This window comes from Ruminococcus albus AD2013 (assembly GCF_000526775.1).
In the GTDB taxonomy this organism is placed as follows: domain Bacteria; phylum Bacillota; class Clostridia; order Oscillospirales; family Ruminococcaceae; genus Hominimerdicola; species Hominimerdicola alba_A.
The window spans coordinates 1,836,818-1,849,249 of sequence record NZ_JAGS01000001.1; the positions used below are offsets into that span (position 1 = coordinate 1,836,818).

At 46.6% G+C, this 12,432-nt stretch carries 11 protein-coding genes and 1 tRNA gene; 5 read left to right on the forward strand and 7 right to left on the reverse strand.

What is annotated here, in order from left to right; translation table 11 throughout:
- The first annotated feature begins 73 nt into the window (after window positions 1–73).
- Window positions 74–949 carry an IS1595 family transposase gene (locus tag N773_RS0108065; protein ID WP_024857316.1) on the forward strand — a complete coding sequence of 292 codons (876 nt, stop codon included), beginning with the start codon at window positions 74–76 and terminating at the stop codon, window positions 947–949.
- 282 nt (window positions 950–1,231) lie between these two features.
- On the opposite strand, the gene N773_RS0108070 is transcribed toward N773_RS0108065, so the two are convergent.
- From N773_RS0108070 to N773_RS0108080, 3 genes are read right to left on the reverse strand one after another with little or no spacing between them, the layout of a single operon-like run.
- On the reverse strand, window positions 1,232–2,629 hold the full coding sequence (locus N773_RS0108070; RefSeq protein WP_024857317.1) for an oxaloacetate decarboxylase subunit alpha: 1,398 nt from the start codon (window positions 2,627–2,629) through the stop codon (window positions 1,232–1,234).
- 32 nt (window positions 2,630–2,661) lie between these two features.
- Window positions 2,662–3,033, reverse strand: coding sequence for a biotin/lipoyl-containing protein (locus N773_RS0108075; RefSeq protein ID WP_024857318.1), 372 nt, complete (start codon window positions 3,031–3,033; stop codon window positions 2,662–2,664).
- A gap of 31 nt (window positions 3,034–3,064) precedes the next feature.
- A complete protein-coding gene (locus N773_RS0108080) occupies window positions 3,065–4,435 on the reverse strand; it encodes a carboxyl transferase domain-containing protein (RefSeq protein ID WP_024857319.1) in 1,371 nt (456 codons plus the stop codon).
- A 586-nt stretch (window positions 4,436–5,021) separates the two neighbouring features.
- Here N773_RS0108080 and N773_RS0108085 point away from each other — a divergent pair.
- Both N773_RS0108085 and N773_RS0108090 read left to right on the forward strand, forming a co-directional pair.
- Window positions 5,022–5,912 (forward strand): DUF445 domain-containing protein, encoded by an 891-nt coding sequence (locus N773_RS0108085; protein WP_024857320.1) that lies wholly within the window; start codon window positions 5,022–5,024, stop codon window positions 5,910–5,912.
- A 110-nt stretch (window positions 5,913–6,022) separates the two neighbouring features.
- Window positions 6,023–6,376, forward strand: coding sequence for a hypothetical protein (locus tag N773_RS0108090; protein ID WP_024857321.1), 354 nt, complete (start codon window positions 6,023–6,025; stop codon window positions 6,374–6,376).
- Window positions 6,377–6,439: 63 nt separating this feature from the next.
- On the opposite strand, the gene N773_RS0108095 is transcribed toward N773_RS0108090, so the two are convergent.
- The 3 genes from N773_RS0108095 to N773_RS21200 are packed head-to-tail and all read right to left on the reverse strand — an operon-like array spanning window position 6,440 to window position 10,478.
- A complete protein-coding gene (locus tag N773_RS0108095; protein WP_024857322.1) occupies window positions 6,440–8,275 on the reverse strand; it encodes an ABC transporter ATP-binding protein in 1,836 nt (611 codons plus the stop codon).
- Complete coding sequence (locus tag N773_RS0108100; protein ID WP_024857323.1) at window positions 8,275–10,002, reverse strand: ABC transporter ATP-binding protein; 1,728 nt, start codon at window positions 10,000–10,002, stop codon at window positions 8,275–8,277. The genes N773_RS0108095 and N773_RS0108100 overlap by 1 nt, the downstream gene beginning before the upstream one ends.
- On the reverse strand, window positions 9,999–10,478 hold the full coding sequence (locus N773_RS21200) for a MarR family winged helix-turn-helix transcriptional regulator (RefSeq protein ID WP_024857324.1): 480 nt from the start codon (window positions 10,476–10,478) through the stop codon (window positions 9,999–10,001). The genes N773_RS0108100 and N773_RS21200 overlap by 4 nt, the downstream gene beginning before the upstream one ends.
- A gap of 163 nt (window positions 10,479–10,641) precedes the next feature.
- On the opposite strand from N773_RS21200, the gene N773_RS0108110 reads away from it, so the two are divergent.
- Together N773_RS0108110 and N773_RS0108115 are read left to right on the forward strand one after the other, a co-directional pair.
- Window positions 10,642–10,730 (forward strand) — tRNA-Ser (locus N773_RS0108110).
- A gap of 237 nt (window positions 10,731–10,967) precedes the next feature.
- The gene (locus N773_RS0108115; RefSeq protein WP_024857325.1) at window positions 10,968–11,831 is read left to right on the forward strand and encodes a phosphoribosylaminoimidazolesuccinocarboxamide synthase; all 864 of its coding nucleotides are present in this window, start codon (window positions 10,968–10,970) and stop codon (window positions 11,829–11,831) included.
- 182 nt (window positions 11,832–12,013) lie between these two features.
- Here the strand turns inward: N773_RS0108115 and N773_RS0108120 are convergent, their stop codons facing one another.
- Window positions 12,014–12,382, reverse strand: coding sequence for a hypothetical protein (locus N773_RS0108120; RefSeq protein ID WP_242840365.1), 369 nt, complete (start codon window positions 12,380–12,382; stop codon window positions 12,014–12,016).
- Between the last annotated feature and the right edge of the window lie 50 nt (window positions 12,383–12,432).

Consider the following 12,432-nt stretch of genomic DNA (forward strand, 5'->3'; position numbering starts at 1 on the left):
TTTCCAAATAAACGGACCTCAAAAGCCGGGAAATATAGTATAATAGTGACAGAAACCGAAAGGAGCTGTCGCTATGTCAAAAAGATTTCCGAAACCTGAGATCACACTTGATGGGATATACTCAAAGTTCGCAGCTGAAAGCTTTTGCAAGGATTTTCTGCTTGATATCCGCTTTGAAAAGGGCTTTGCCTGCCCGTTTTGCGGTGGCTCTGAGTACCGCAGGATAAGGTCACGTCATCTGCTGCGCTGCAAGTTATGTAAAGCAGATATTTCCGCCACAAACGGAACTTTTATGCACAGAACACATATTCCGCTCAGACTGTGGATAATCACCGCATTCCTCGTTATGAGCAACAAATGCAGCGTGTCCGCTGTTACTCTCATGAGAACTCTTGGCGTGACTTACAAGACTGCCTGGTACATCCTTCATCGCATCAGAAAAGCCATGAAATGCCGTGAAGAACGCTATTTGCTCGACGGGATCGTTGAACTTGATGACACGTATCTCGGTGCTCCGACTCACGGTAAAAAGTGTGGTAGAGGAACTGAAAAAGTCAAGATGATCGTAGCTTTATCAAAGAACGCAGCAGGAAATCCCGAGTACGTTAAAATGAGCGATGTGCCGAATTTAAAGGGTATAACTGTGGGTAGATTTGCCAGGGATAATATCCGCGCAGGTTCTAAGATCGAGAGTGATAATGCCCGAAGTTACAAGAAGCCGCTGGCACAGAAATACTTCCATATTTTTGAGACATATGATCCGACAAGCGGTCAGCTGAATTGGATGCATAAAGTTATATCAAACTTCAAAGCAATGATCATGGGAACTTACCACGGAAACGAAAAGATCCACACAGCGTTATATGCTGCCGAATACTGTTACAAATTCAACCGTCGCAAGCTGGAAAACAGTGCGTATTTAAGGCTTTTGGCTGCTTTGGTGCAGTGATCTTACTTGTGGTGTGTTAAGGGGATAACCATATTTTTGCAATGCTTATTTACGATGTACTGCGGTATCAGGTCGCACCTTGAGTTGAGGGCTCTGCCCTCAACAGTCTGCTTTGCTGATTGTGGCTCCCCGCAAGCTTTTCGCGAAAAGCTTGACCAAAAGCTCTTCTCTTTGGTATTCGTTACACAAAAAGCGGACAGCACAACGTACTATCCGCTCATGTAAACAATTATGAATTAATGCACACACTAACGCTTCGCTTTTAGTGTTATGAATTATGAATTATACAGGGTGTACCTTATTGGCAGCGTCGGAATGTGCGCCGTCAACGCCGTACTTCTTGTCGCGTCTGTCCTTGAAGAACTTGGGAGCTACCTTCGGGAACATAGCGTAGGTCAGGATATCCTCCTCCTGCTCTGTCCACTCAGCGCATTCCTTCTTCATTGTCTCGAACTCGGGCTGCAGGAGATCTGCGGGACGGCAGTCGATAGGTTCTTCGCTGCCCAGTATCTTCTTGCGGAATTCAGGATCAATAGCCACAGGAGTCTTGCCGTATTCGCCCTTTACAAGGCCCTTGAACTCCTTGGTAACGGTCTTGTATCTCTCGCCCATGATAACATTGAACACAGCCTGTGTACCAACGATCTGGGAAGTAGGTGTAACGAGGGGCGGGAAGCCTGAATCCTTACGTACCTTAGGAACTTCCTTCAGAACGTCTTCAAGCTGATCTGCCTTGCCTGCCTGCTTCAGCTGGCTGAGCAGGTTGGAGAGCATTCCGCCGGGAACCTGATACAGAAGTGCATTTGTATTTGTAGCCAGCATGGAAGGATCCAGCAGACCATTGTCGATGTACTTCTTTCTAAGACCCATGAAATAATCTCTTACTTCGTTCAGCTTGACAAGGTCAAGACCTGTGTCGTACTCTGTGCCCTGGAATGTAGCCACGATAGACTCGGTAGGAGCGTGGGAAGTACCCAGTGCGAGAGGAGACATAGCGGTATCAACTGCGTCAACACCAGCCTCAACTGCCTTCAAGATACACATGGAAGCCAGACCTGAGGTGTAGTGAGTGTGGAGCTGTACAGGGATATCAACAACAGACTTGATATCTCTTACCAGTGTTTCAGCCTCGTAAGGAGTGAGCAGTGCAGCCATATCCTTGATACAGATGGAGTCAGCACCGGCTTCCTGGATACGCTTAGCGTAATCCATATAATACTGGTGAGTGAAAACTTCACCCAGAGTATAAGAGATAGCGACCTGAGCGTGACCCTTCTCCTTATTGGCAGCCTTGATAGCTGTCTGGAGATTTCTGATATCGTTCAGTGCGTCGAATATTCTTATGATATCGATACCGTTAGCGATAGACTTCTGAACAAAGTACTCTACCAGGTCATCGGCATAGTGACGGTAACCCAGCATATTCTGTCCTCTGAACAGCATCTGGAGCTTGGTATTGGGCATTTCCTTTCTGAGTGTCCTCAGTCTCTCCCAAGGATCCTCATTCAGAAAACGTATGCAGGAATCAAATGTAGCACCGCCCCAGCATTCAGCGGAATAGAAACCGATCTTGTCCATTGTGGAGAGGATAGGCTTCATATCGTCCATAGACATTCTCGTTGCCAGCAGAGACTGATGAGCGTCACGAAGAACTGTCTCGGTAATTTTAAGCTTAGCCATTATATATCGTTCCTTTCAGTGATAAGATGTCATCAGCCGATAACAGCCAGAACTGCGCCTGTATCAACCTGTGAGCCCTTTGTAGCATTGATGCTCAGAACCTTGCCTGCAACGGGAGCGTTGATGTCGTTCTCCATCTTCATAGCTTCAAGCACTACGATAGCCTGACCTGCGGTAACAGTATCGCCTACAGCTACCTTTATATCAAGTACGTTGCCGGGCATAGGAGCAGTTACCTTTGTACCCTCAACATTAGCTGCGGGAGCAGCAGCGGGTGCAGATGCAGCAGCGGGCTTTGCAGCAGGTGCGGGAGCAGCAGCAACAGGAGCAGCAGCGTCAGCGCCTACCTCCTCAACAGCTACATCGTAAGCCTTACCGTTAACAGTGATATTATATCTTTTCATAACTATACCGTCCTTTACAATTATTTACTTATTAAAGCTGGATATTGCTGTGCTTCTTGGGCAGTCTGGAAATTCTCTTGCCGCTCATCATAGCCAGAGCGTCAACAACAGCACTTCTCAGCTGTGAAGCATCAACGATACCGTCTACCAGACCGTTTACAGCAGCATTTGCAGCGCTTGCCTGAGTCTTTGCGAATTCATCAGCCAGTGCCTGTCTTGCAGCAGCAAGATCGGTTGCGCCTGTGAGCTTGTCATGCTCCAGGAACTCAGCAGCAGTAATCGGGTCGAGTGCAGAGATAACAGCGGTGGGCAGAGCGTATGCAGCATCGGCATTTGCGCCCTTTCCTGCCAGTGCTATGTAAGCTGCGCCGTAAGCCTTGCCTGTAACTACGCTGATCTTAGCGGTAGTAGCCTCAGCATATGCGTGAGCCAGCTTGCTCATGCTCTTTACAGCACCTGCAGCCTCGGTCTCATCATTTCCTGCAAAGCCCTCGGTATCAACGAAGGTAACTACAGGAACAGCAAAAGCATCACAGGTACGAACGAATCTTGCCAGCTTAGCGCAGTCGTTCTCTGTCAGCTTGTCCTTGGTCTTGTTGGTCGCAGCAACGCCCACGGTCTCACCGTTGACAGTTGCCAGAGCAGTATAAGCAGCACCGCCGAAGCCCTCGCTGAGTTCGATAACGCTGTCAGCATCGAATACAGCCTTAGTCAGGCTCTCGATATCGCTGCCCGCAGCAGCTGCGGGCTCTTCATACTCATATACAGGAACAGGAGAAAGGTTGTTAGCAGGAAGCTTCAGCAGGATAGCTCTTGCCTTCTCGACAGCAGCCTTGTCGTCCTCACAAACAGCGCATACAGTGCCGTTTGCAGCAGCATTTTCAGCGGAACCGTTGCTCTTTGCATTGGGAGCGGCATACAGGCTTGCGTCTTTAGCCATTACAACAAAGTCAGCAGCCTCAGCCAGAAGTGCGGCAGTGCCTGAGCATACGCCGGCAACAACAGCTATCTGGGGAACAACGCCCGAAAGATTTGCTGTCCACAGCATCAGCTCGCCGTAAGCTCTCAGTGCAGCAGCGCTGTCATTTACATCAGCGCCGTATGAATCATAAATACCTACAACAGGAGTACCTGTCTTGGCAGCCAGATCATAGATCTTAGCTATCTTTCTTGCGCCAGCCTCGGTCATAGCGCCGCTCTTAACGGAAACATCCTGAGAGAACGCATAGACAGGTTCGCCGTCAGCATAGCCATAGGCAGTTATAACGCCCGCAGCCTCGCCAACGAAAGCGTCAAGCTCGGTAAATTTTCCTTCATCAAACAGATATGTCAGCCTTGTTCTTGCAGCGCTGTCAGCAATAAGTGCCTGAAGTTCTGCCAGAGACTTTTTTGTTTCAGACATACAGTTTCCTCCAATCGATTTAATTTGCGGGATAAAAAACTTACATAATATAGTTTTTATCATAATTACACGGATACCATTATAACATTTATCTTCCAACTTTTCAAGTCGAAATCCGCCAAAAAACCTCTTTTTACTTTTTGTTAACATTTTGATAAATATTGATACAAATTCAAAGGTAGGTTTTCTATCGTTATTCACTGTGCAGATGTACACGCCGTTCCCCGTACCGTAGTTCCGGTTTGCGGCTGCCTGCCATCCTGCACACAGAGAACATTTTGAAAATGGCTTCCTACTATCAGTGAATTCAGGCGAAAAGTTGTACGTTTTTGTACAACTCTTACAGAAATATGTCTGAGTTAAATTTTAAATCAGTTTGGTGCATAATATCACAGGTGCGGATTTGGGCAGGCTGACAAAAAATCATGTGTAATGATAAAGCTATTTTCCTTGACAGATACTTTAAAATTTGCGTCATTATTTTTTATTGACAACCGCAGAAATTAGTGCTATACTATTCCTCAATAAAGAAATATATCCAGACAAAAGAACAGTAAAACAGACAACATACGAGGAGTGCAAACAAATGGAAATACTGAAAATGCTGGCTGCACCGCTGATAGGTGCGGTCATTGGTTATTTTACGAACTTTATCGCGGTGAAGATGCTTTTCTTCCCCCATCATGAGGTATATCTGCTGGGGCACCGTGTACCTTTCACCCCGGGTGCGATACCCAAGGGCAAGCCACGTCTCGCAAAAGCCGTAGGCAGGGTCGTTGGTACTGAACTTGTCACCAAGGAGGATATCAAGGCAAAGCTTCTCGGCGGTGAGATCGAAACGCGCATAACAGGGGCGATAACGCAGGAGCTTTCAAACAATATCCGTGCTGAGATATGCAAGCTGACAAAATGCTCTGAGGAGACCTATGCTGAGGGTAGTTCAAAGCTCAGCGAGATGCTCAGCCGACAGATAGTTGATGAACTTTCGGCTTCACAGCTGCCCGAGATAGTTGTGAAAAAATGCAACGACTCCATCGAGGAAAAGCTGAGCAATACCATGTTCGCAAAGCTTATCCCCGAAGAGAAGATACAGTCTTTCACCGCCCCGCTGGTCGTAAAGATACGTTCAATGATCGACCGCGACGGAATGGAGTGTGTAAAGCCTGTCATTGAGAACAAGATCTCCGATCTCAGCGAAAAAAGCGGTCTTGAACTGCTTGAACTTATAAAAGTAGATGAAGCCCGCCTTACTGAAATGGCAGGAAAAGTCTACCGCAGCGCCGTTAACAACTACATCGACAAGCTTTTTGAAAAGCTGGATTTTGCTGTGATGGTAGAAGACAAGATCAACGATATGTCCATTGAAAAAATGGAAGATCTGGTTCAGACCGTCATGAAAAAGGAACTCAGCACCATAGTAAACCTCGGTGCGCTGATAGGCTTCGTCCTCGGACTTTTCAACCTTATACTGAAATGATATAAACGGGATGGCCGCACGGTCATCCCGTTGTTTTTCACCTATTGACATACCGGATAACTCATGTTAGAATATAGTGGTAATTTTATACTACGAAACGAGGCATACCAATGAATATCACATATATCCACGAACCCACCGACTTACAGTGCGGTCAGGCAGTACTTGCGATGGTGCTGGGGATATCCACAGAACAAGTCGTCAGCGACCTTAACAACGAACGTGAGACCACACTTAAAGAAATGAAAGAATATCTTCGCTCTCACGGTACATGGGTATCAGATCAACGTGTACCTGTCACGAAAAAATCACAGCTTCCTCCCTTGTGTATGCTGAGCCTTGAAACACCCCGATGCTGGCACTGGTCGCTGTACTGTGAAGGTACTTTCTATGACCCCGAGCACGGCGTTATGTCGGATTTTCCCGCTTCAAACCGCCGTTACTACTGGCAGATAAAACTCTGAATATCCTACACATATAAAAGTATAAGCGGAGGACAGCTGTCCTCCGCTTTTTGCTGTGCTATATCAGGTCTTGTTGCCCGCGAACTGTGTGCGGTAAAGCTCGTAGTAACAGCCTTTCTGCGCGATAAGTTCTTCGTGTCTTCCCTTTTCGGCGACCTTTCCGCCGTCTATTACAACTATCATATCAGCGTCACGGATAGTTGAAAGACGATGGGCTATTATCAGCGATGTTCGGTTCTTCATCAGTGCCACCATAGCAGATTGTATGTGCATTTCGGTTCGAGTATCAACACTGGAAGTCGCTTCATCGAGAATAAGTATCTTTGGGTCCGCAAGGATAGCCCTTGCAATGGCGAGAAGCTGTCTTTGTCCCTGTGAGAGATTCGAGCCGCCCTCGGCAAGCTGAGTTTTGTAGCCTTCGGGCAGATGCCGTATGAAAACATCTGCATTTGCATGCGCCGCCGCACGACGGACATCTTCATCGGGTGCATCTTCTCTGCCGTAGCGGATATTATCCTCGATACTGCCTTTGAACAGTACCGTATCCTGCAAAACTATGCCAACGGACTTTCTCAGTTCGTCCATTCGCATATCCCTGATGTCTACGCCGTCCACGGTTATACTGCCGCTGTCCGCATCGTAGAATCTCGTCAGCAGATTTACAACAGTAGTCTTGCCCGAACCTGTCGCACCAACAATAGCTATCTTCTGACCCTGCTTTATATCCAGATCAAGCCCTTTGAGCACAGGCTTTTCGGGGTCATAGCTGAAATGTATGTCCTCGAACTTAATATCTCCTCGGATATCTTCCGCAGTGATCTTGCTTGTGCCTTCGTCAGTTTCGGGAGGTGTTTCCATTACCTCAAAAATACGTTCAGCACCTGCAATGGCTGTCTGTATATTGGCGTACTGGTTGGCTATCTCGTTTATAGGTCTTGAAAACTGCTTTGAGTAGAGTATGAATGCCTGTATCGTACCCACGGTTATCCAGCCTTTATAGCTGAACCAGCCGCCGAATGCAGCTATCATAACAAAGCCGAAGTTTCCTATGCAGTTCATCAGCGGACCCATTATGCCCGCACATATCTGCGCACGTATACCTGTCCTGCGCAGTTCATCGCTCATCGCATTGAAATCTTCCACAGCTGCCTGTTCCTTTGAGTAGGATACAACAGTGCGGTGTCCCGTTACCATCTCTTCAACATGACCGTTAAGCTTGCCCAGTATTATCTGCTGTTTCAGGAAATATCTGCGCATATATTTGGTCATCTTAGCTGATACAAAAACCGTCAGCACTACGGTGGAAAGTGATATCAGCGTCAGCAAAGGCGAGTAGGTCCACATTATTACGATGGAACCAACTACAGTCAGCACGCCCGATATCAGCGAGCCTATGGACTGAGACACAGTGTTGGAAATATTTTCAACATCGTTGGTCATACGGCTCATTATATCGCCGTGTCGGTGGCTGTCAAAGTACTTTATCGGAAGTTTGACAAGGTCGCCGAAGAGGTCTCGCCTCATGGTGGATACCGTCTTCTGTGACAGCCTTGCGGAGAATATGCCCTGCAAATAAGAGAATACCGAGTTCATCAGATAGACAACGCCAAGTACAATAAGTATCTTAATGAGCCTCTCGGTGTCAACGCTAAGCTTTTTATCATCGAGGGTTATGCAGTCAATGGCTATCTGCTGGATATATGGCGCAGCCAGACCAAGCAGAGTGATCATCAGCATAATAGCCATAAGCCCGAAGAAAAGGTATTGGCTCCTGCCGATGTACCTCAGCAGTTTGCCCAGAGTTTCACGTGCGTTTTTGGGCTTTTCTGCATTTATCAGAGCAGCCTGTCTTCCTCCCGGCTGCTGCTTGTTATTCGGATTAGGTGGCATAGGGGGCATTATGATTCACCTCCCTGAGTCTTGATCTGGGAATCATAGATATCCTTATAGACCTCACAGTTTTTCAACAGGGCGTCGTGATTATCACAGCCGACTATCCTGCCGCGGTCGAGGACAACTATCCTGTCACAGCTTTTTACGCTGGCGATACGCTGTGCGATGGTTATTACCGTTGTACCTTTGAGTTCTTCTCTGAGCTTAGCCCTGAGTTTTGCCTCGGTACCAAGGTCCAGTGCCGAGGTGGAATCATCGAATATAAGTATCTCGGGCTTTTTAAGCACGGCTCTTGCTATTGACATACGCTGTTTCTGTCCGCCCGAAAGTGACGCGCCTTTCTCGGCAATCATGCTGTCATAGCCATCGGGCATACGGCTTATGAATTCGTCAGCTTGTGCGATATCAGCGGCTTTTCTGACTTCTTCATCGGTTGCGTCATCTTTACCCCAGCGGATATTCTCGGCTACCGTTGCGGAGAAAAGCTCGCTCTTCTGCAAAACAATACCGACCCTTTTTCTGAGGTCTTCAAGCCCGAATTCACGGACATTCACGCCGTCAATCAGAACTTCGCCCCGGTCTGCATCGTAAAATCTGGGTATAAGGTTCACCAGCGAGGATTTTCCCGAACCCGTCGCGCCGAGGATAGCTATGTTCTCCCCTGCATGGATATCAAGATCGATATCCGTAAGTACGGGCTCACCGCTGGATTCGGGGTATGCAAAGGTAACTCCCCTGAAAATAACTGTACCTTTTTTAGTACCGATATCTCCACCGTTGCCGTCCCTGATAACAGGCTCGGTATCAAGCACCTCATTGATACGCTTTGCTGATGCGCTCGCCCTTGCCATGGTCTGGAACATCATGGATATCATCATTATGCCGTGAAGCACCTGCGTGAGGTAGGTTATCGCCGCCATTACCTCACCGACTTTCATCTCCTTAGCCTGAACCTGCCAGCCGCCGATATAAATTACCGCCATCACCGAGAAATTCATTATCACCATAAGTACAGGCGAAAGCAGTGCCATGAGCTCCTGAACTTTCAGGTTAGCTTCCGTCAAGCCCATATTCGCGCCCTCAAAACGCTCCTGCTCGTGCTTTTCACGGACATATGCCTTGACTACTCTCGCGCCCGTGACATTCTCCTGCATGACCGAGTTAACGCTGTCAAGCCTGCTTGCAACTATGGCATAAAGCGGATTTGCCCTGCGCATTATCAGTATAACGATAAGGGCTTCAACAGGCAGTGCTACCGCGATTATCGTACCGAAACTTTTAGCAAGGGTCAGCATCATTATTACTCCGCCAATGAACATTATTATGTTTCGCACAAATCCTCGTATCAGGAAATCCACCATCTGCTGAATCGCTGTAACATCGGCGGTTATCCTTGTCACAAGGGAACCTGTGGTGAATTTGTCCGTCTGCTGGAATGACAGCCCCATCACCCGCTTGAAGAGGTCATTCCTCACATCTCTTGAAAATCCCTGCGAGGCGCACCCAGCAAAAAACGCGGATGCCGAGCCGCAGCAAGCTCCGAATATGACGGTACACAGCATTAATATGCCCGTTCTTATTATCAGCCCGTAATCACTGCCCAGAACACCATCGTCCACTATTTTGGACATTAGCTTAGGCTGTAAAAGATCCATGGATACTTCTCCCACCATACTGAGGGGTGCCAGAAGTACAAAAGGCAGGTAAGGTTTTATGTATTTTGCAAGCTTCACTTATCTTCCTCCTCCAGCAGATTTTTCAGTATCTTACGCATAGTAGCCATCATCGCATCAAGCTCCTCCTGCGGGATACCTTTCACCATATCAGCATCAGCCCCGCGGAATATGCTTCTCACCTGATCGACCTTTTCGCGTCCCTTTTCTGTCAGGTAAACTTTCACCTGACGCATATCCTCGGTATCAGCTTCACGGCGCACCAACCCTTCGCTCTCCATTTTGCCCAGCGCCACCGAAACAGTCGGCGCAGTCAGATGAGTTCGCTGTACCAGTTGAAGCTGAGTCGCACCCTCATTCTGGAATAGTTCCATCAGAAGCTTGTGATGCCCGTGGGAGATACCGCAGCGCTCACATTCCCGCCTTACGCGGTGCATAAACAGCCGCGATATGTCGTTGATGAACATCGACGGCTTTGCATCGGGTCTTTCAAGCAGCATACGAGGCATTTTTGTATGATCGTTTTTGTGACCCACGCTCTTTCCTCCTTATTAGTTAGTTTTCTAACTAATAATAACACTTCACGACCGGATTGTCAACCATTTCTCAAAAAATTCTTCCCGCCCGAAAAATTTCTACAAACCCCTTGATTTTTCTGAAAAAGTATGCTATAATAATTAAGCTGTTTTAGTACAGTACGCAGATGTACCCAAGTGGCTGAAGGGTCCGCACTCGAAATGCGGTAGGGCGGTAATACCGTCGCGAGAGTTCAAATCTCTCCATCTGCGCTTTATAAAGCTCTCTCAACTGATTCATTGAGGGAGCTTTTCGTTTGTATAGCGGTTTAACTATAAAAAATTCAGACAATCACGGAAAATTGAACATAAAAAGGATTGATTATCCGTTTCAACTGTGATATAATAGAAAAGTATCATCATGAGCAGCGATAATGACTATGTCATATCGGCTGCATCAGAACATTTGGATATACTTATCTAAAACAGAAAGGTTCGAGGTGTTTCATTATGAAGAAGATCATTTCAGGCAAGGTAAGAGAGGTATACGAAACAGACGGTGGAGAGCTTATCATGGTAACAACCGACAGAATTTCCGCATTCGATGTTATTCTTGATTCCACCATACCCAACAAAGGCAAGGCTCTCAATCAGATAGCACTTTACTGGTTCGACCTTACAAAGGATATCGTTCCCAACCACATCATCACAGACGATATCTCCAAGATGCCTGCTGAAATATCACAGGACAAGGCGCAGTACGAGGGCAGAACTATCATGTCCAAGAAGCTGAAGATGCTCCCTTACGAGTTCATCGTAAGAGGCTATATGTTCGGCAGTATGTGGGGTGAATATCAGAAGACCAAGACATTCTGCGGTCAGCCCGTTGAAGGCGAATATCAGCTTGCTGAAAAGCTCGCTCAGCCTATGGTAACACCTTCTGTAAAGAACAGCGAAGGTCACGACGAGAATATCACCATGGACAGACTCAGAGCTGAGATCGGCACTGAAGAAGCTGACAGAATCGCTGATATCTGCGTTAAGATCTACAACAAGTGCTATGAAGACGCTCAGAAGAAGGGTCTGATAATCGCTGATACCAAGTTTGAATTCGGTTATGACGAGAACGGCGTTCTCACCCTGGGCGATGAGGTAATGACTCCCGACTCCAGCCGTTTCTGGGCTGCTGAGGATTACAAGACAGGCGTTTCTCCCAGATCTTATGACAAGCAGTTCGTTCGTGACTGGCTCATCGAGAACAAGCTCAACGGTGTTACACCCGCTCCCAAGCTCCCCGAAGAGATCGCAGAGAAGACTGCCGCTCTCTACAAGGAATGCTACACCAAGATCACAGGCAGAGATTCTTACAAGTAATACTACAAGATACAAACAGTCCCGCAGTCAGAAATGGCTGCGGGACATTTTTTATCATGGTTATCCCTTTAACACACCATTACAAAGTGCTATATAACACGGTAATATCGTGTCGTAGTTATCATTCCCCCGCCTGCGGCGGGTGAAGATAACCGCCGTATTAAGAGCAAGCCCGTATGCCTTTAGTATGTGTTATCAAATAGAATACATTTCGTGTTTTGTTTGAACCATTCCATATATTCTTTTTTATGGCGAATAAGGAATATAAATTCATCAATTTCAAAAACCATCTCGATTAATGAATTTTTTGCATATTCAGCCGCAACTGTATCTATGATATGAACTTCATTTTTATCGTTTGAAATTATATACTGATTTCCATCTAAAAAAATACCTTTATAACCGCTATAGTTGCAGATCATATCAGAATATTCCTGTATTTTTGTTTCATCATTCGCCTTTATAAATCCAACAATGATATCAATATCACCTACATCAACAAATAAATAATCCTTAAATTTATCTATTGTCATACTATCATATTTTTTCATTATATTTTCAATCGTCATAATATCACCTATTTTATGAAATTTTGCACGGA